This is a genomic window from Mesobacillus boroniphilus (assembly GCF_018424685.1).
Taxonomy (GTDB): Bacteria; Bacillota; Bacilli; order Bacillales; family Cytobacillaceae; genus Mesobacillus; species Mesobacillus boroniphilus_A.
In genome coordinates, this window is sequence record NZ_QTKX01000007.1 from 12,296 (window position 1) to 33,234 (window position 20,939).

Here is a 20,939-nt window from a genome sequence, read left to right on the forward strand (position 1 = left end):
ACTTACTATCATACTCCTTATTGGTAAGTTAATAAATACATAATAATATACACTTGTACAGAATTTTGGGAATTTAGATCTTCAACCTTATGGCATATTCACGAATCGATGCATTGATTTCGGGCAACATAACCTTATCTTATCTGGAAATCGATCATGGGGAGTTGGCTGAAGTGAGTAAGGTATCAAATGTGTTCTGGATTTCTCTCGTCATTGCGAGTGCATTTGTGATATGGGGCGTGGTTGCTCCGGTTCAATTAGGTGAAGTAATGGATCAAACTAAGGCATTCTTTTTAGACTCGTTTGGCTGGTTTTATCAATTGGCAGCTTCTTTCTTTCTCTTGTTTGCCATATTTTTGATTTTTAGTAAATATGGCAAAATAAGATTGGGGTCAGATGATGACAAGCCTGACTTTAGTAGAAAAACATGGTTTGCCATGCTATTTAGTGCTGGAATGGGGATTGGGTTGCTATTCTTTGGAGTTTCGGAGCCTATTTCCCACTTTGCCAATCCTCCAATTGGAGAAGGGGGCACACCTGAAGCGGCTAAAATTGCTTTGAGATACACCTATATGCATTGGGGTTTTCATGCTTGGGCTATTTACGCTGTCATCGCACTTGTCCTGGCCTACTATAAATTCAGGAAAAAGAAACCGGGTCTGATGAGTATAACCCTCAGTCCACTATTAGGGGAACGCTCAAAAGGAACGATTGGAACCATCGTTGATGTAGTCGCGGTATTTGCAACGATTTTTGGTGTAGCAGCATCTTTAGGGTTGGGAGCGGCACAAATTAATGGGGGTCTTAACTATGTAGTCGGCATTCCGAACAACTTCACGACTCAGCTTATTATTATAGCTATTGTAACTGTTCTCTTTCTCCTTTCTGCAAGCACTGGTCTGCAAAGGGGGATTAAGTATTTAAGTAATGCCAACTTAGTTTTAGCGGTCGTTTTGCTTTTTTCATTTTTAATTTTAAGTCCAACCGGGTTTGTCCTTGATCTATTTACCACAACTCTCGGGAGTTACGTGCAGAACCTCCCAAGCATGGGGTTAAGGCTCACTCCATTTAATGAAGAGCAAGCGAGTTGGATAAAGGGCTGGACGATCTTTTATTGGGCATGGTGGATTGCCTGGGCACCTTTCGTGGGGACATTCATTGCGCGTGTTTCTAAGGGAAGGACAGTGCGGGAGTTCATGATTGCCGTTCTCGTTATTCCTACACTTGTTTGTGCTTTCTGGTTTGCGGTATTTGGAGGTACTGCTATTTACTTCGAATACTTTGAAGGTGCCAACATAGCCGGGCAAAACTTAGAAACAGCACTTTTTTACGTATATGATCTTTTACCATATTCGGGTGCATTGGTCATTGTTACATTACTGCTAATTACGACATTCTTTGTTACTTCGGCCGACTCAGCCACATTCGTCTTAGGGATGCAAACAGCTAAAGGAGACTTGAACCCTCCAAATGTGGTCAAAATTGTCTGGGGGCTTTTTCTATCAGCCTCTGCTGTCGTATTAATGCTCTCCGGCGGACTGAGTGCTATGCAAACAGCCATCATAGTCAGTGCCTTTCCATTGACATTTGTATTGATTGCCATGTCATTCTCGATACTAAAAGACTTTAGATCAGAGGTCCCTGGAAAAAAGCCGAAAAAGGAAAAAGGAAAAATGTTAAAAAAAGAAGACAAGCCAGATCCGAGCCCTATTTAAAAACAGTGCAGATTGAATTTGTATCAGGTTAATTATATTAAGGCAGTTTTCAAGGACTCTCATTGAGGGTCCTTTTATTTTTATAAGGTTGTTTACAAAGAGCATTTGAAATTATGGTAAGTATATTATTTAAATTGAAATTACCTATTGTCCTAAAGTTTAGTACGTGTTAATATCAGAATATTATAAATAGTATAAAAAATAATAAAAAGGGAGGGTCAACTGACTTATCATTCACCAAGATGATACATAAGGATTTTCGTGAATTTGGGGAGGATGAAGGATGAAGAAGAGTCTGGCAGTTATATTAAGCGGTGCGATGCTCATGCTTGCTGCATGCGGAGGAAGTAATCAGGCGAGCGGAGACAAGAAAGAAAAGATGGTTAAGATCGGAATTACACAGATTGTTGAGCACCCATCACTGGATGCGACAAGAGAGGGCTTTATTGCTGCTCTTAAGGATGCTGGCTATGAGGAAGGCAAGAATCTCAAGCTGGATTACCAGAATGCTCAGGGGGATATGAATAACAACGCGTCAATTGCACAAAAGCTGGTTTCAGATAAGAATGATCTCATTTTAGCGATTGCGACACCTAGTGCCCAGGCGGCAGTACAGGCGACAAAGGATATACCGATTTTGTTCTCGGCCATTACCGATCCTGTCTCTGCGGAGCTTGTACAAAGTTTTGAAAAGCCCGGCGGAAATGCGACTGGAACATCTGATACTCATCCTGATGCCATCAAGAATACAATCGCAGCGATCAAAAAATTCGTCCCTGATGCGAAAAAGGTCGGTATCATTTACAACAATGGTGAGCCGAACTCTGTTATAAATGTGAAAAATGCAAAGGAAGCGCTTAAGGAAGCAGGACTAGAAGCTGTGGAAACAACCATTTCAGCGAGCTCTGAAGTTAAGCAAGCGGCTGAATCAATGGTCGGCCGTGTCGACGTAATGTATATACCAAAGGATAACACTGTTGTGGCAGCACTTGAGTCTGTCATCGCGGTAGCAAATGACAAGGACATCCCAACCTTTTCCGGTGATGGGGATTCGGTAAAACGCGGCACGTTTGCTTCATATGGATTCGATTATTATGACCTGGGGTATACGACTGGTAAAATGGCAGTAGAGATCCTTAAGGGTAAAAAGCCGAGCGAGATTCCTGTTGGCTTCCCTGAGAACCTGGAACTGATTCTTAACAAGAAGGCAGCTGAAGAGGAAGGAATCACGCTGACTGAGGATATGCTGAAAGACGCCAAGATTGTGGGCGAATAACCCTTTTAAAATATTAGAGAACACTTGAAGAAGGCCATTCATCAATAGTGAAATGATGAATGGCCTGTCTTATGAAAAGCGTACCCGCTTTGGTACGACAAGCATTGGAACTGGACAATTACTCTTCTAGTCATATTTATAGCTGTTAAAGTGGAGGATTTGCACATCGACTTTTACGTCCGTTAAGTAATTCTCCTCCAAATAAAATGTCTTATTTCTTTTTAATTTTTCATATTCTTTAGGATATGTTCTGTACCATTTTTCTCCTACGTTAAGGAGATCCGCTTTATTTTTTACTCCATTGGAATAGACAGCAATTAGTCTCTTTTTTAAATCATCTTCGATTACTTTTTTTAGTTTCTCCAAAGGAATGTCCCTGACCTTTTCTAGTAAATCTGCCTGTGCAGTAACTTCTAATGAAAAATGGGGGGCATCCGATTCTTTTCCATATTTGATTTTCATCTTTGGGCTGGCAAGATGTAAAACTGCGGCTAATTCGTCCGCTTCTTCAGCTCTTTGGGTTAATGACACTTTCTTTTCAAGAAGCCAATCAATAAAAACGGCTTCATCGAAGGGCAGGGAGTTTGTGTACTTTTGCTGCTGGAAAATTTCCAGTCCATCAAAATATAAAACAGGGTAGTTTTTATTGGCACTCCAGCTTTCTTGATCGATTTTTACCGACGGAAGCTTTGCAGTCCCCATGGGTTCATTATATTCTCTTAAGAAATTCATAATGGTAGTAGGCTTTATTTCATCTTGAAATAAGTCGGTGTCACCCTTTTTATAAAGTACTGTATACACTGCAGGATAATTAAAAAGGGCCTTGATATTAAAAACTTCCTGGATGTTTTCATCTGTGCTCAATACTCGAAGGGTCGGGCGAAGCGATCGATTCCTGCCTACTTCCTTAATGACCTCGTTGAAGCGATGTGTAATGATGTTTTGACTAAGAAGAAGAGTTATGACGTGACCAAAAAATAGTGGCGGTTCCGACCGATTATATAGTTTGCTAACGGCTAAATTCAAAGTCTCTCCTGTAGCAGACGCAATGAATATGGGTATTGGCTCAGTTGGCCTGCCCCCCTCCGTCTTGGCAACATTAGCAAAATTTAACCCTTGCAGGTAGGCAGTATATTCTTCTTTTTCTGGGTCAAAATCCATTCCTATCGCAACGATATACGTTAAATCCTGTATGTTCTTTACGTTAGAGCAGCCAGTAAGCATTAAACAACCGATAATAATAGAAAAAATATATTTCCTTCTCATGAACGATTCCCTCCTCTTGTCGGATCATCTGGACTTGTTGAGGAGGTCCTTGTCTTATAAAGCTGTGTCGGTGCCTTTAGTAATGACTTAATTGATTCTTTTAAGCTAATGGGAGCAAGAGAGCCAAGGTAGGGCACGCCAAAGGATGAAATAGTCGAAAAGTAAAATACCGTCAGGATAAAACCGATTATGACGCCAAATAATCCTAAGAAGGTGCTCAAAAAAATAACAGCGAATCTTAAAACTGTAATCGCAGAACTCAGTGACTGATTCACCAAAGTAAACGAGGATATATACGTAATCGCAGCCACGACTAACATTGTTGGAGACGTTAAGCCAGCCCTGATGGCAGCATCCCCAACAATCAAGCCGCCTAAAACAGCTACAGTCTGGCCAATTGCTCTTGGCAATCGAACACCTGCTTCATTGAACAACTCAAATAAAGATAGAATGATGAACATTTCTAATGGTGCTGATAGCGGCAGGCCAAAGCGGGAAACAGAGATGGTGGCTACAAGGAAATAAGGAATTTGTTCAATGTTAAAGGCTGATAAAGCGATCCATGTTCCCGGCAAAAAAGCTGATGCAATAACCCCAAACATCCTGATCAGTCTTTCTAATGAGACATAGGCATAGCTAATGTAACTGTCCTCAGGTGATTTCGTTTGCAACAGCAGGTTAATCGGTGCAAAAGAGACTGTAGGATTCCCGTCTACAATAAGGGCAAATCGCCCTTGGTTCAGCGCCTGGACAACAAAGTCCGGCCTCCCTGTATAGTCCATTGTTGGAAAAAAAGAAAGTGGCCTGTCGCGGATCTTTGATTCAAGGTCGTAAATGCTCGTTAAAATGTCCAATTCAACCATAGACATCCGTCTTCGAATTTCACTGAGAACTCGATTATCAATCAAATCATCGACATACAGCAGGGCAACTTTTGTTTTACTCCTTTTGCCGATTGTGTACTTCTCCAGGCACAAAGATGATGTGTTCAGCCTTCTGCGGACTAACGATATATTTGTTTTTATATCCTCTACAAAACCATCCTTTGGCCCTCTGATGGACGTTTCAAGGGCGGACTCTTCCGGCTGTCGTTTAGGCAAGTCTCCTGCCTGGATACTGAGCAGCTCATCAGCAAACAAGAATAGGACATTTCCAACTAAGAGCAAATCTGTTACTTCTTCTAAAGTTTTGGAAGTAACATCTTCTGCCTGAAAAAAAGACTTGAGTTTTTTGGGGGGTGAATCCTCTGTATAAACACCTAGTTTTGGCAAGATATATTGGTCCAGATAATGAATATCAATCAAGCTTTCAAAATAAATGATTTCAAATGTTCCTTTGTCCGTCACGTGTTCTTTATACACTAAATCCTGACTGCTTTTAAATCGATTTTTTAAATCTGCAGCCTTTTCCATAAGGCCTCGATTACGAAGAGGATTCGAGCTTGTTGTTCTTGCCATGTCGTTCATCCCTTTTTATAAGAAATAACAGAATTAAGGCTGATGATATGATTTGGACCATAAAAAGAAACATGCTAGCCGGGAGAAAGTAACTGAAAACGAACATATAAAAATAATGAGATTCAAAATTTAATGTCATGATGCCAAATAAAATCAAATATAAAGCAATGATAAGCTTGGGGTTTAATCGGTAATGCTTCTTTTTATCTGTAAAAAAAAGTCCAATCATATACATGAACAAGCCAATTCTAATCAAGGCACCACTCAGCCATTGATACAAAGCGAAAAAATCCAAATGAGAGATATACTCTCCAATGCTTAATACGCGCCATTGCTCAAAGGCAGGATACCTATAATTAACAGATTCAACTGGCCCAAATTCCATCAATGATGCTGTAAGAGGCCCCAATATCAATCCAGTAAGGATGGTCAATAAAATGAACAATTGCTTAAACTTGATCGGTGACTGTGAAAAGGGCTGCAGTAAAATAACCAGATATATTTCAAGAAGTCCTGACAACGCATAAAGCATCCCCTTGATAACAGGAAAATACCCATCAGCTAAAAGAGGGAATAACAGGGCGGGGTCTTTCAAACTTGTGTTTGTTATCGAGATGAATATACCGAATATCATGACAAGCGGCAGGATGAAACCACTCGATATTGCCATGTATTTGATTCCGGCAAGAGAGACCAACATACAGGCAAAAATCAACATCAAATTGATGATGAAAATAGAAGTGTCAGCCAAAAAATACGCATTCAGCCAAATCATTAAATCTCTGAGAGTTACATAAGCGCTAGCAAATAAAAAGAAAATGATAGGAATAGAAAAAATGATAGAAAAAATTTTCCCAAACCTTTCTCTGATCATGAAAAAGAAACCTTCGTTGGGACTTCTTTTTACAATGAAATAAATCAGCCATAAAAAAACAAGAGAAATAGGATATGCCAGAAGAACACTTAGCCAGCTGTCCCTTCCAGCTGCTGATAACAGGTTAGGGATCAAAATAACGTGATTAAGCAATCCGGTTGAAAGGATAAGCAGCAAAAATAACTGCCTAGGAATCAGGATCTTTATCAAGTTTTCCAAAGGTATCACCAATTTTTTTTAAAGGATAAATTTTATTATCACCATACAATAAAAAATTATGATGCAAGTTATTTCTTTCCCAATTAAATAAGCCCAGTTTCCCATTCTTTTTGGATCATCACCTTAATAATCATATAATGATGGCCGCTTTTAAAATAGCTGCTCGCAAAAGGGCCTGAAAACAAAAAGGAGGGGTAGGGGTTTGAGAAGGAGTAAGAGAATAATGTCATTATTGATGGTTTTATTGCTAATGGTACCAGTGGGAGCAAGAGCGGGTAGTCTCGGTGGCGGTTCTTCCGGAGTCCCGGGAACATGGTATGTAGGCGCACAACCTTCATGGGTTGATCCGGCTAAATCACCAATTGTATTTGTGCATGGCTATAATAATTCGGCATCTGTTTGGTGGGAAGGCAATGATATGTATGAAACCGCACTTGCAAATGGCTATCAGACAGCATTCATCGATCTCTATTCAGATCGGGATATGTGGGAAAATGGAGCGATGTTAGCTCAAAAGCTGAAGGTTATCTATGATTACTTCGGGCAGAAAAAACTCGTTGTTGTAGGCTATAGCAAGGGGGGAGTCGATGCGCAGACTGCGTTGGTCCACTATGGTGCACACCCATATGTTTCGAATATGATTACGCTGTCTTCGCCTCATCACGGCACCCAACTCTCAGACCTTGCCCACAGCAGCTCCGCCTGGTGGCTGGCAGCTTTGCTTGGAAACAATAATGATGCGACCCGTTCCCTCATGACAGGGAATATGAAATATTTCCGCAGCATTACAGATAGCCATTCAAATTCTACGAAGAACCGCTACTATACTCTCGGCGGATATAAATGGGGCTCATTTGGCAGCGCTTTATATTGGGGAGGGCTGTATTTGAGCAGCTATGGCTCCAATGACGGTGTTGTTACGGTATCCAGCTCCCGCTTGCCTGGCGGAACAATAGTCCGGGAAGGCGCCTGGAACCATACAACTATTCGGGAAGGGTCATATACTTTTTCAGTATTCAAACCATATACAATCTCAGAACAGCCAGCTATGGCGAATACCTTCTCAGCTTCCGAGAGCATAGCCGATCCTGAAACAAACCAGATTGTCAAAGGCGGAAAAGCTGTTAAAGCACTTAAAGAAAGCTTCGTAATTGAAGATGGTGCAGAAAGCTTCCAATTGGCATTCCTCAGTGAAAAGAAGATGGCTTCTCTGAAACTGAAGGGGCCAGATGGCCAGGAGTATAAGGTGGCAAAAATAGAACAGGATAAAGGTGACTTTTTTAAAGGCGCCTGGGTCCATATGTTTAAAATCGATAAACCAGATGATGGTAAATGGAAGGTAACTGGACCGGCCGCGTCTTACCTGCTAGTGGTTGGCATTGACAGTCCGCTTGATGTGGAATTAAAAAAAGACAAAGGTCAAAGTGTGAAAGCTTCATATAAAACAAAGTGGATCAAATATGACCATGATGGCAAAAAGAAGCTAAAAGAAGCAGGGAAAGGTGAAAAATCTGGTAAAGTCGTAGACGGCGATCTCACAGAGCCAGGTGTTTACAACCTGACAACAGAAGTTACCGGATTTGACTCAAAAGGGAAGCCATTCGAACGGACAATTGTTGAATCCATCTATGTTGATGAAAGCGGGAAGACACATAGATAAAGCAGGTGGCGGCTGGATTCTCAGCCGCCATAAAAGATGAAGAACCGGGTGCTATCCACCTATCACTATGGACCAAACTCCTACTCTTACCCTGTATCCTATAAGTCTTATTCACTAATTTTTACATAAAAGATGGAGTGGCAGGATTACCGGCCGATATAAAAGTTAAGTAGAGTTTGTACACCAGGAGGAGAGAGTAATGCACGTATTGGATTTGATTGCCAGGATCAACAATTGTGTCGAGGAGCTCGATTTTGCTGCCGCAAGGATGTATATGGAAGAGAACATTGAAATCCTGAACGAGAATCGCAGCCGTCTAAAGTCAAATGCAAGGGAGTTGCTTGAGTTTTTGACGAAACGGATGGAGTCCGGGCAGCAGCCGCTTACGAGGAAAGACATGGCAGTCATCAATGCAGTGAATAGCTATGCTTCAAAGTTTGACTTGAGAGGCTTGAAGGTAATCGTCAGGGACCACTCGCTATTGTTTTTGCGGAATGATATAGATGCATATTTGAATACCGATGCGAAAATCATCCTTGAGGGCATGGGTGCGATTCCAAAGGCTGCAAGTTAAATAGTTATATTAAAGTTGATGACGGCTTCTCGAGATGAGGCCGTTTTTTTTTATTGTTTACCAGGAGATTATAAAATTATTTAGTTGTGGATAACTACCAGTAGTATTCTTAATCCAGCTCCAGCGCCTATCCCCTCGGGTCGCTTGTCGGAGTTGAGCAGTCTCCTTCGCTTTTTGTTCTTAAACTGAAACATTCCCGAGAAAACTTACGTCTATCACAAGGTGGAAATATTTTCACCCTGCATATTACAGGATTTTTACAGAAAATAGCGAATATAGACTTATTGAAATAAAAAAAGTAATAGTTTACGTAGATAAATAGATTTTAAGGGGGAGTTTTGGTGCGGTATCAGATGAATCCAACAGTTGAAAGAATACTAGGAAATATTGATAAAGTTATGACAGGAAAGCGGAATGTAGCGGAGCTAAGCTTGATTGCATTGCTTTCCGGCGGCCATGTGCTGCTTGAGGACGTGCCCGGTGTAGGTAAGACGATGATGGTTCGTGCTCTTGCGAAGTCTGTCAGCGCCAAGTTCAGGAGGATCCAGTTTACACCCGACCTGTTGCCTTCTGATGTGACAGGTGTTTCGATATACAATCCTAAAGAGATGGAGTTTGAATTCAGGCCGGGCCCAATCATGGGCAATATCATTCTTGCCGATGAAATCAACAGAACCTCCCCAAAGACCCAGTCTGCGCTGCTTGAAGGAATGGAAGAGCATAGTGTTACGGTTGATGGTGTCACGCATTTGCTTGGTAAGCCGTTTTTCGTCATGGCAACACAGAATCCGATTGATTATGAGGGTACATATCCACTGCCGGAGGCCCAGCTTGACCGTTTCCTGCTAAAAATGAAAATGGGCTATCCTGCACCGGACGAGGAAATGGAAGTTTTGAATCGGGCACAGCGGAATCTTCCGATTGAAGACTTGCAGCCTGTTGTGACATTGGAAGATTTACGCGACCTGCAGCAGAGCATTAAAGAAGTGGTTGTAGATGATACGATCAAGCGATATATTGTGGAACTGGCTAGCCGGACTCGCGGCCATTCAAGTGTATATCTTGGTGTCAGTCCTCGTGGATCAATCGCCTTGATGAAGGCTGCGCAGGCTTATGCATTCATTTACGGAAGGGATTATGTCATTCCGGATGATGTCCAATATCTAGCGCCATCTGTTTTTGCCCATAGGATTATCTTGAAATCAGAGGCCAGGTTCGAAGGGATCACAACCGAGGATGTCGTCAACAGAGTGTTGGCGAGAGTGCCTGTGCCGGTCCAAAGGCTCGTGAAGTAGTATGAAAAAATTTTTCCAAAAGTTCAAAGAAATTTGGAAGCTCATCGTTTTACTGTTTTTGATCTTGATCACCTTTTCCTATGCGATGTTCCAAGGAGGTTTTGTCAGCTGGTTCTTGTTTTACAGCTTCTTGCCATTCGCTCTCTATGCCTTAGGCCTCGCTTTTTATTCAATTAAGGATATCAAGGCGGAAAGGGTGTTTACGAAACAGGATTACAATGCTGGCGAGAGGTTCAAAGCCAGTGTTGTGCTTGAAAGAAATTGGGCATTTCCGCTGTTTTATGCAATTGGTGAAGAAGAGGCCGGGGATACACTGTCGGGGAACAGGGATTTGCAAAAGGCGAAAACGATGTTGTTTCCCGGATTCAACCGGGTATTCGGTTTTGACTATTCGATTGAAAACCTTCCTCGGGGTGAGCATACCTTATTGGGGATTAAGTTGAAAACGGGGGATCCACTCGGGTTAATTGAAAAAGAAAAGATATTGCCAGTTGAAAATAAGATTTTGGTTTATCCTGCTTATCAGGATATGGTTTATAGGCCGGTTGCCCATCATTTTGACCAGGGGATGACCGCCTCGAAGGAGCGTGTCCAACGTGATACGTCGATGGCAATTGGTGTTCGTGAATACCAGCCGGGAGACCGTTTTTCGTGGATCAACTGGAAAGCGACTGCCAGGCGGAATGACATTATGACCAAGGAGTTCGAACAGAGGCAGTCGCATGATGTGATCATTTTGATGGACTGTGCCTCTGATCCGCGCTTTGAAGTGGTTGTATCTTTCGCAGCTTCGGTCATCAGGGCGATACTACGAAAAGGCGCGCAGGTGGGCTTATTGACATTAAGCGCCGAGCGGAAGGCGTTTCCTGCTCGTGGCGGAGAATCCCAGCAGCAACAGCTACTCTACCACCTTGCCAAAATCCAGGATGAGTGCCCCGTCTCGTTTGACCGGGTCCTAGAGTCAGAGAGCTTTTTAGCGCAGCAGAACAATTCCATCATGCTGATTACCGCCCAACTCACGAAAGATCTGATTGAAAAAGCTGCCTTCTATAATCAAAGAAACGGATCGGTGAGTATTTTCCTGATCAAGAATCGTCAGGAATCCCCGACAAAAACGGAGAAGAATTTAAGAGCCTCGGCAAATGCAAGGGGAATCCGGCTTGTCATGGTACATGACGGCCAGTTCGCTGAAGCCTTCTCGGAGGTGAATAGAGGTTGAAGATCGATAAACCCAAAAAAGACGTCACTTTCTTTTTACTGTATATTTTCAGCTTTTTGCTGCTGTGGGAGTGGCTACGGCCATTGAAGGAACTGACCGATACTGGGCACTTAAGTGTTTTTCTTGGTTTTGTGTTTGTATCGCTGATGATGTCCTACTTCAATATGCCGATGTTGCCGTCAGCCATTATAAAAATCATCATCATCCTTTATTCCGTACACTTTATGTATTATGAAGGAACATTTTTTAACCTGGAATGGTTTGGGCAACTGGGCAATGAAGTAATCGCCAATTCAGTGACTGTCATGAATGCTGAATGGACTGAAATTTCGAATGTGTTCCGAACATTGTTGTTCTTTATCTTGCTTTGGCTGATGGCATACTTGATACAATATTGGCTAATTAACAGGAAGCAAATTTTCGTGTTTTACTTCATGACGCTGGTTTATATAACGGTGCTGGATACGTTCACTCCTTATGAAGCGGATGTTGCGATTGTGCGTACAGTCATTGCGGGTTTTGCTGTCATGGGGATGCTGGCCTATTACCGGATTGCCGATAAGGAGGTAGTGAAGAAAAACCTCGAAAGTGCGAAAAAATGGATGGTGCCTCTTGTTGCCATGATTGTCTTGAGTGTGGGGATTGGCTATGCAGCTCCAAAGGCGGACCCGATCTGGCCGGATCCTGTCCCGTTCATTACCTCATATAATCAGGATTCAGGCAGTGGCAGCGGCGGGGTTAAAAAAGTTGGCTACGGAACGGATGATTCGGCTCTTGGCGGACCGTTCATCGGAGACGACCGGGTCGTCTTTGCTGCTGAAGCGGATGGGCGTCATTACTGGCGGATTGAAACAAAGGATGTCTATACGGGGAAAGGCTGGGTTGCAGAAGAATCCAAAACTGCAATGCCAGTTGAATTTTTACAAGAGCAGCAAATTCCGATGCAGCCTTTTGATACGGGGGTGAAGACAGAAGAGCGTACCAGCAGAGTCATTCCGAAAATCGGCTATCCTCATCTGGTTTATCCGTTAGGGGTGACACAAGTGGAGGCATCTGCAGGGTACTCCACCCTCCAATTCAGCCTTGATCCAACAACAGAGAAAATCACCTCTATTGCTGATGGGCAAGCCGGTTCGTTTGGACCGTACTCGCTCACCTTTGATCACCCGGTGTACAGTGTAGAGAAACTAAAAGAGGCTGGACCTGAGCAGATGGCGGTAAAAAATACCCCGGATTTTATCTCGAAATTCACACAGGTACCAGAGGCACTTCCAGAGCGGGTAGTTGAGCTTGCTGAGGAAATTACAAAAGATAAAGGAACCTGGCTGGAGAAAGCACAGGCGATTGAAAAATATTTCCGTTCGAATGAATTTGTCTATGATCAATCAAATGTGGCAGTCCCAGATGACGATCAGGACTATGTCGACCAATTCCTGTTTGAAACACAGCGCGGCTACTGCGACAATTTTTCGACATCGATGGTTGTCATGATGCGTTCCGTTGGCATTCCAGCGCGCTGGGTAAAGGGCTATACCGAAGGGGAATATATCGATACATTGGAGAATGGTCGCCGTCTTTATGAGATCACAAATAACAACGCCCACTCCTGGGTAGAGGGATATTTCCCTGGAGTCGGATGGGTACCATTTGAGCCGACACAAGGTTTTTCAAATAACGTTCAATTTGAGTATGACAATAAAAACGACTCACAAACCCAGACAGGCCAAGACGAAGAGGAAGATACAACTCCTGCTGCTCCGAAGAAGCCGGAACTGCCAGAAGAACAAGCGCAGGTTGACAAGTCAAAGGTTTCTTTTTCGGATGGCCTGAAAAATGCAGGGGCATTCCTGAATGATAATCTGCCGAAGATTTTCCTGATAGTACTCGTATTGGCCGTGTTCTCCGGGATCATGTATAGATTGAGAGGAAGATGGCTTCCTATCATGTATATCCTACTCTACAAGTACAAAAAACAAAATAAGTACATGGAAAAAGCCTATATTGCCCTATTGAAGCAGCTAGGAAGATACGGTCTAAAAAGAGAAAACGGCCAGACATTGCGTGATTATGCCAATTATGTGGATTCTTTCTTCTCTACAAATGAGATGCGCTGGCTGACAGAAAAGTATGAAGAGTATCTGTACCGTGGCGATAAGGATGAAAACATGTGGCAGGATGCGAAAAAGTATTGGGAGTTCATGATTCGTAAAGTTAGTGCTTGACCATTAAAATATTATACTGATACAATGTTTGCAACTATATAGAATCAACCTTCATATATCCTCGATAATATGGTTCGAAAGTATCTACCAAATCACCGGAAATGATTTGACTATGAAGGCAGGCTTCTTTTTGTTCGTAACGGGCTGGAATCCTGCTTTCCTATTATTTTTTTGGAGGCAGGATTCTGGCTTTTTTAATGGGCAAAAACGTAGATATGGGCATATTAACTACATAGGATTCCAGTTCCGCGTTTCTATTTTTTAAATGAGGTGACTTTATGAAAACCGAGCTGCAAGACCAGGAAAAGATTATTGTATTAGACTTTGGCAGCCAGTATAACCAGCTGATCACGAGAAGGATCAGGGAATTTGGCGTTTACAGTGAGCTTCATCCGCATACGATCACAGCTGCGGAAATCAAGGAAATGAATCCAAAGGGAATCATTTTCTCCGGTGGCCCGAACAGCGTCTATGATGAGGGAGCCTTCCGCTGTGATGAGGAGATTTTTGAGCTTGGCTTGCCGATTTTAGGCATCTGCTACGGAATGCAGCTGATGACAATGCATTTCGGCGGCAAGGTTGAGAAGGCGAAGAACCGTGAATATGGAAAAGCTTTGTTGACTCTGCATAACCAGAACAGATTATTTGAAGGAACGCCGGGTGAGCAGGTTGTATGGATGAGCCATGGAGACCTTGTGACGATGTCACCTCCGGGGTTCACGGTGGACGGCATCAACCCTTCCTGTCCAATCGCGGCAATGAGTGATGAAAGCCGCAAACTATATGCTGTTCAATTCCATCCGGAAGTACGCCATTCGATTTACGGAAATGACCTTTTGAAAAACTTCGTCTTCAAAGTTTGCGAATGCGAAGGCAACTGGTCGATGGAAAACTTTATTGAAATTGAAATCGAGAAAATTCGTCAGCAGGTCGGTGACAAGAAAGTCCTTTGTGCGCTTAGCGGGGGAGTAGATTCCTCGGTGGTTGCAGTGCTAATCCACAAGGCGATTGGCGACCAGCTGACTTGCATCTTCGTCGATCACGGTTTATTGCGTAAAGATGAAGCGGAAGGCGTTATGAAAACTTTAGCTGATGGCTTCAACATGAATGTGATCAAAGTCGATGCGAAGGACCGGTTCCTCAGCAAACTGGAGGGAGTATCCGATCCTGAGCAGAAGCGGAAAATCATCGGAAATGAATTCATTTATGTTTTTGATGATGAAGCGGAAAAGCTGGAAGGCATTGAGTTCCTGGCACAGGGAACATTATATACTGATATTATCGAAAGCGGTACGGCGACAGCGCAGACAATCAAGTCCCACCATAATGTAGGCGGACTGCCTGAGGATATGCAGTTCAAATTGATCGAGCCATTGAATGCTTTGTTCAAGGATGAAGTCCGGGCGCTTGGCACTGAGCTTGGCATGCCTGATGAAATCGTCTGGCGCCAGCCATTCCCTGGCCCTGGACTTGGCATTCGTGTCCTGGGTGCGATATCGGAAGAGAAACTAGAGATTGTTCGGGAATCAGATGCTATCCTCCGTGATGAAATAAAGAAAGCTGGTCTTGATCGTGAAATCTGGCAGTACTTCACCGTCCTTCCTGATATCCGCAGCGTCGGTGTCATGGGTGATGCAAGGACTTATGATTACACAATCGGGATCCGTGCGGTAACGTCAATTGATGGAATGACATCCGATTGGGCCAGGATTCCGTGGGACGTTCTCGAGGTCATCTCAACAAGGATCGTCAATGAAGTAGACCATGTGAACAGAGTTGTCTATGATATTACGAGCAAGCCTCCTGCAACGATCGAATGGGAGTAAAATACGAACGATTTAAAAACGAACATGAAAAATGTTCGTTTTTTTATTGACTAGGGGCAAAAGTCCTGTTAGAATGAAACTGAACTTAATAATTTGTCATAATTCGTCGTATAATCTTGGGGATATGGCCCAAAAGTTTCTACCGAGCTACCGTAAATGGCTTGACTACGAGGTATAGAATTCATGGCTGGCAAACTATCAATCTACTGCCACCATTCTTTCTTTTATTGCCTACAGTCAACGCCCGGTAACCCGAGGTGTTTTCTTTTTGGCCTTATTTCCTGAAACTATTCAGGGGGAAAGAAAAATGAAGAAGTATTTTGAATTTGAGAAGCTCGGAACGAACTATCGCCGTGAATTCATTGGCGGGATGACCACATTCCTTGCCATGGCTTACATCCTTATTGTGAATCCAAATATACTTACACTAGCAGACGTACCGGACTTGCCGGAAGCATTGAGGATGGATACCGGTGCTGTCTTCGTAGCGACAGCACTTGCTGCAGCAGTTGGCTCCATCATCATGGGCCTGATTGGTAAGTACCCGATTGCCCTTGCTCCGGGAATGGGTTTGAACGCATTCTTCGCTTACACAGTTGTTCTAAGCCACGGCGCACCATGGCAACATGCACTTGCAGCAGTTTTCATTTCAAGTGTATTCTTCCTGATTTTGACGATTTCAGGCTGGCGGGAAAAATTGATCAATGCCATCCCAGTTGAACTCAAGCACGCAGTCGGCGCAGGTATTGGATTATTCATTACCTTCATCGGATTAAAAAATGCAGGTATCATCGTCGATAATCCGGCAACGCTTGTTGGACTCGGAGATCTGACAAACGCAAATACATTACTTGCGCTTTTTGGTTTATTGGTAACCGTCATCATGCTGACAAGAGGCATTCACGGTGCGGTATTCTTTGGAATTATCATTAGTGTCATTGTGGGAATGATCTTCAACCTTATCGAAACACCTGAAAAAGTAGTCGGAGCGGTTCCAAGCGTAGCGCCTACATTCGGTGCAGTATTCACTGCTTTCGGTGATCCATCATTCTACACAGCTACCATGATGGGAATCATATTAACATTCTTGTTCGTTGACTTCTTTGATAATGCAGGTACACTTGTTGCGGTTGCCAACCAGGCAGGCTTAATGAAAGATAACAAGCTTCCACGTGCAGGCCGCGCCTTGTTCGCTGATTCAATCGCATCACTTGTTGGTTCGATCTTCGGTACGTCAACAACAACTTCCTATATTGAATCATCTGCTGGTGTAGCATCAGGAGCCAGAAGTGGATTTGCTTCACTTGTAACAGCGGGATTCTTCCTGTTATCACTGTTCTTTTTCCCGCTGCTCTCAGTCGTCACTCCAGCTGTGACAGCGCCAGCCTTGATTATCGTAGGTGTCCTGATGGTTTCTTCTCTAGGTAAAATCGAATGGGGCCGATTTGAAATCGCAGTACCATCATTCCTGACCATGATCTCGATGCCATTGTCATCAAGCATTGCAACAGGAATCGCAGCAGGGTTCATCTTTTATCCAATCACTATGCTCGTAAAAGGGAAATCGAAAGAAGTTCATCCAATTATGTATCTGTTCTTCGTGATTTTCGTGCTTTACTTTGTGTTTTTAACAGAATAGTAAATTGAGTCCAGCCTGTCCGGCTGGCTCTTTTTTTGCCAAAAATTAAAACAGGCACGAAAGGCGCTTCAGATTGACTTATAAAACTCCCTTATATACGATATTTCTATAGTACAAGCTGAAACGGGGATGCAGGATGGACCAAATTGCAGTGAAAAAAGGATTGAACAATAATGTCATGATAGCTGACCACCCTTCATTCGGGGAAGTCATCCTGATCGGCAAGGGCATCGGCTTCAACCGGAAAAAGGGAGATTTGATAGAAGAGGGGCAGGCGGAAAAAATGTTTGTCCTTAAGGATGAAAGAGAGCAGGCGAACTACATTAAGTTATTGCCTTTCGTCGAGAACGATCTGCATGAGGCTATCATTTCTTCCATTGAGCTGATCAAAAAAAGAGCAGCGAGCCAACTGAATGAACACATCCATGTCGCGTTGACAGACCACCTGATGTTCGCCGCAAATCGAATTGCGAATGGGCTGGATTTCAAAAATCCATTTTTAGTCGAAACGAAGACGCTGTATCCAACCGAATTCCAGATCGCCAAAGAGGTTGTCCAGCTTCTCAAGGATAAATCAGGGATTGAATTCCCGGATGGTGAAATAGGCTTCATCGCCCTTCATATCCATAGCGCGGTAATGAATCGCAACCTTTCTGATGTCAACAAACACTCGCAGCTTGTGACAAAATTGGTACAAATGATTGAAGAAAACCTGGATATTGAAATCGACAAAGAGGGGATTGACTACACCAGGCTCGTACGCCACATACGGTTCACGATCGAAAGGGTCAATAATGGTGAAACAGTAGAGGAACCAGAAAAATTTGCAACCCTCTTGAAAGAAGAATATCCGGTGTGCTACAATCTTTCGTGGAAACTCATTAAAGTGATGCAGCAGACCTTGAAAAAACAAGTATGCGATGCTGAAGCCGTCTATCTGACAATGCATTTGCAAAGGCTTCAGAAAAAAGTTAAATAAGGTTATTATTTTTTACGTGTTACTGATTCGATCAGGCATGAGTAAAGAATGTAATTGAAATGGAGTTTTATGGGTAATATATCCGTATGCTTCTTTCGCTACATCTTTCTCATGCCTTTTTTATTTGTTTTTTTAATGTTTGTAACCGCTTTAAGGAGAGAAAAAATTTCAGGAGGTATTCCTATGTTTAAGAAAGTTTTTGGTGTTCTTCAAAAAGTAGGTAAAGCGCTCATGCTTCCAGTTGCACTATTGCCAGCTGCAGGTATTCTGCTTGCTCTAGGTGCTGCGCTTAGAAACCCTGCTTTACTGGAGCTTGCTCCATTTTTAGATAACAGTGGCGTCAATATGGTTGCGGCTGTCATGCAAAATGCCGGGGACATTGTCTTCGGGAATTTGCCGTTATTGTTCGCTGTTGGTGTAGCTGTTGGTTTGGCTGGCGGTGAAGGTGTTGCTGGCCTAGCAGCGATTATCGGGTACCTGATCATGAACGTGACAATGGGTACTGTATTGGGAATTACTGCAGAGGATGTGAACGGGCTTAACTACCAGAACATCCTAGGCATTCCGACCCTGCAAACGGGTGTGTTCGGCGGTATCATCGTTGGTATCATTGCCGCGGCTCTTTACAACAAGTTCTATGAAATTGAATTGCCATCTTACCTTGGGTTCTTTGCCGGTAAGCGTTTCGTACCAATCATCACGGCAGGTACTGCAATCCTGCTTGGTCTAGCGATGATTGTTATCTGGCCTCCGATCCAAAATGGCTTAAATGCATTCTCGCAAAACATGGTTCACGCAAACTTGACACTATCAGCTTTTATCTTTGGTGTTGTTGAACGTTCATTGATTCCGTTCGGTCTGCATCACATATTCTATTCGCCATTCTGGTTTGAGTTTGGTTCATATACTACAGAGGCTGGGAATGTTGTCCGTGGTGATCAGCGTATATTCATGGCGCAGATTGCGGATAATGTCCAAAATCTTACTGCAGGTACATTCATGACAGGTAAGTTCCCGTTCATGATGTTCGGTCTTCCGGCTGCAGCGTTAGCGATTTATCATGAAGCACGCCCTGAGAGAAAAGTAGTTGTCGGCGGATTGATGTTATCTGCTGCATTAACGACTTTCCTAACAGGGATCACAGAACCGCTTGAATTTTCATTCTTGTTCGTAGCGCCAGTCCTTTTTGGAGTACATGCAATCTTTGCTGGTCTATCTTTCATGACTATGCACCTTTTAGATGTAAAAATCGGTATGACATTCTCTGGTGGTCTGATTGACTACATTCTGTTTGGGCTAATCAACCCACAGACAAACGCATGGATTGTTATTCCTGTAGGTTTAGTGTTCGCGGTAATCTACTACTTTGGTTTCCGTTTTGCGATCCGCAAGTTCAACTTGATGACTCCTGGCCGCGAAGCAGTTGAAGATGAACAGGAAGAAGGCGGAGCAAAAGGACAAGCCAGCGACCTTCCATATGAAGTTCTTGATGCGATGGGTGGTAAAGAAAACATCGCTCACCTAGATGCGTGTATCACACGACTTCGTGTTTCTGTAAATGACATTAAGAATGTCGATAAAGACCGCCTGAAAAAGCTTGGCGCTGCCGGAGTGCTTGAGGTCGGCAACAACATCCAGGCAATCTTTGGCCCTCGTTCAGAAACAATCAAAGGCCAGATGAAAGATATTATGAGCGGTAAAAAACCTCGTCCGGTTGAAACAAACCAGGCAACTGAGGTTGAGCAACAAATTGAAGAGGTAAATCCAGAAGCATTGCAGACGCACCATGATGCAGATGCTAATGCAGATGTATTTGTTTCTCCTATTAAAGGTGAAATCTTGCCAATCACTGAAGTGCCTGACCAAGTCTTCTCAGGTAAAATGATGGGTGACGGCTTTGCTATCGTGCCTGCTGAAGGTACAGTTGTATCCCCGGTAGACGGAAAAATCGTTAACTTGTTCCCGACAAAGCATGCGATCGGAATTCTGTCTGACTCTGGACGAGAAATCCTTATCCATGTGGGAATTGATACTGTTAATTTGAAGGGACAAGGATTCGAAACACTTGTTTCTGAAAATGACGCAGTGACAAAAGGACAGCCGTTATTGAAGGTTGATCTTGATTACATCAAGAAAAACGCAACGTCAATCATCACTCCGATTGTATTCACTAACCTTTCGGAAGGGGAAAGCATTGTCATCAATAAGAAAGGCAATGTGGACGTGAAAGACGAGAATATCATTTCGATTACTAAATAAGAAGTAATTACAGCCGGTCTCCTGTTAGTTTGGAGGCTGGCTTTTTTATTTATATAGAAGAAAATGAACAGCTGATGCATTACCCAATTTTTTCAAGGTGTAAACTTGTTGACTCTGGGCACCTCGGGTGATAGTATATAGAAACAGTCGCGAACAGGTTAACAACATTTTAATGATGAAAAAAACAATTTAAAAAAGTTGTTGACATTCAGTGCTGTAACGTGATAAATTATTAAAGTCGCTTCTGAGCGGCGCGAACAAATTGTTCTTTGAAAACTAAACAAACAAGCGTCAACAAACAATAAATTATCATGGCTTCTATTATAGAAGAACATGAGCCAACGTTTTAACTTTATGAGCTAACTCATAACTCTTTCTTGGAGAGTTTGATCCTGGCTCAGGACGAACGCTGGCGGCGTGCCTAATACATGCAAGTCGAGCGGATCTTCATTAGCTTGC

At 43.0% G+C, this 20,939-nt stretch carries 14 protein-coding genes, 1 rRNA gene and 2 riboswitches; of the genes, 12 read left to right on the forward strand and 3 right to left on the reverse strand.

The annotated features are described in order from the left end of the window. Positions 1–173: 173 nt before the first annotated feature. Positions 174–1,715 carry a glycine betaine uptake BCCT transporter gene (locus DYI25_RS21995; protein WP_342032555.1) on the forward strand — a complete coding sequence of 514 codons (1,542 nt, stop codon included), beginning with the start codon at positions 174–176 and terminating at the stop codon, positions 1,713–1,715. A 283-nt stretch (positions 1,716–1,998) separates the two neighbouring features. Beyond that, on the forward strand, positions 1,999–2,991 hold the full coding sequence (locus tag DYI25_RS22000; RefSeq protein WP_213372882.1) for an ABC transporter substrate-binding protein: 993 nt from the start codon (positions 1,999–2,001) through the stop codon (positions 2,989–2,991). Between the two features lie 126 nt (positions 2,992–3,117). Here DYI25_RS22000 and DYI25_RS22005 read toward each other — a convergent pair whose 3' ends face one another. The 3 genes from DYI25_RS22005 to DYI25_RS22015 are packed head-to-tail and all read right to left on the reverse strand — an operon-like array spanning position 3,118 to position 6,807. After that, entirely contained in the window at positions 3,118–4,257 is a 1,140-nt protein-coding gene (locus DYI25_RS22005) for a Ger(x)C family spore germination protein (protein WP_213372884.1), read from the reverse strand. Next, positions 4,254–5,714: a spore germination protein gene (locus tag DYI25_RS22010; protein ID WP_213372886.1), complete on the reverse strand. Its 1,461-nt coding sequence runs from the start codon at positions 5,712–5,714 to the stop codon at positions 4,254–4,256. The genes DYI25_RS22005 and DYI25_RS22010 overlap by 4 nt, the downstream gene beginning before the upstream one ends. Next, positions 5,680–6,807: an endospore germination permease gene (locus DYI25_RS22015; RefSeq protein WP_213372888.1), complete on the reverse strand. Its 1,128-nt coding sequence runs from the start codon at positions 6,805–6,807 to the stop codon at positions 5,680–5,682. Before DYI25_RS22015 ends, DYI25_RS22010 begins: the two co-directional genes overlap by 35 nt. 223 nt (positions 6,808–7,030) lie before the next feature. Here DYI25_RS22015 and DYI25_RS22020 point away from each other — a divergent pair, with 223 nt between their 5' ends. The 10 genes from DYI25_RS22020 to DYI25_RS22065 form a co-directional block, all read left to right on the forward strand. After that, positions 7,031–8,467, forward strand: coding sequence for an esterase/lipase family protein (locus DYI25_RS22020; RefSeq protein ID WP_213372891.1), 1,437 nt, complete (start codon positions 7,031–7,033; stop codon positions 8,465–8,467). 199 nt (positions 8,468–8,666) lie between these two features. Continuing rightward, positions 8,667–9,041 carry a hypothetical protein gene (locus DYI25_RS22025; protein ID WP_213372893.1) on the forward strand — a complete coding sequence of 125 codons (375 nt, stop codon included), beginning with the start codon at positions 8,667–8,669 and terminating at the stop codon, positions 9,039–9,041. A 353-nt stretch (positions 9,042–9,394) separates the two neighbouring features. After that, entirely contained in the window at positions 9,395–10,336 is a 942-nt protein-coding gene (locus tag DYI25_RS22030; RefSeq protein WP_425374548.1) for an AAA family ATPase, read from the forward strand. A 1-nt stretch (position 10,337) separates the two neighbouring features. Next, positions 10,338–11,555 carry a DUF58 domain-containing protein gene (locus tag DYI25_RS22035; protein WP_213372897.1) on the forward strand — a complete coding sequence of 406 codons (1,218 nt, stop codon included), beginning with the start codon at positions 10,338–10,340 and terminating at the stop codon, positions 11,553–11,555. After that, positions 11,552–13,777, forward strand: a complete 2,226-nt coding sequence (locus DYI25_RS22040; RefSeq protein WP_213372899.1) for a transglutaminase TgpA family protein — start codon at positions 11,552–11,554, stop codon at positions 13,775–13,777. Before DYI25_RS22035 ends, DYI25_RS22040 begins: the two co-directional genes overlap by 4 nt. 31 nt (positions 13,778–13,808) lie before the next feature. After that, positions 13,809–13,910: riboswitch (purine riboswitch) on the forward strand. Positions 13,911–14,055: 145 nt separating this feature from the next. Next, a complete protein-coding gene (gene guaA, locus DYI25_RS22045; RefSeq protein ID WP_213372901.1) occupies positions 14,056–15,603 on the forward strand; it encodes a glutamine-hydrolyzing GMP synthase in 1,548 nt (515 codons plus the stop codon). An 86-nt stretch (positions 15,604–15,689) separates the two neighbouring features. Then, a riboswitch (purine riboswitch) is annotated at positions 15,690–15,791 on the forward strand. A gap of 119 nt (positions 15,792–15,910) precedes the next feature. Beyond that, positions 15,911–17,242: an NCS2 family permease gene (locus DYI25_RS22050; RefSeq protein ID WP_213372903.1), complete on the forward strand. Its 1,332-nt coding sequence runs from the start codon at positions 15,911–15,913 to the stop codon at positions 17,240–17,242. Positions 17,243–17,378: 136 nt separating this feature from the next. Next, positions 17,379–18,221, forward strand: a complete 843-nt coding sequence (glcT, locus tag DYI25_RS22055; RefSeq protein ID WP_213372905.1) for a glucose PTS transporter transcription antiterminator GlcT — start codon at positions 17,379–17,381, stop codon at positions 18,219–18,221. A gap of 183 nt (positions 18,222–18,404) precedes the next feature. Further along, the gene (gene ptsG, locus DYI25_RS22060) at positions 18,405–20,480 is read left to right on the forward strand and encodes a glucose-specific PTS transporter subunit IIBC (protein ID WP_213372907.1); all 2,076 of its coding nucleotides are present in this window, start codon (positions 18,405–18,407) and stop codon (positions 20,478–20,480) included. A 374-nt stretch (positions 20,481–20,854) separates the two neighbouring features. After that, positions 20,855–20,939, forward strand: a 16S ribosomal RNA gene (locus tag DYI25_RS22065); the annotation flags it as partial.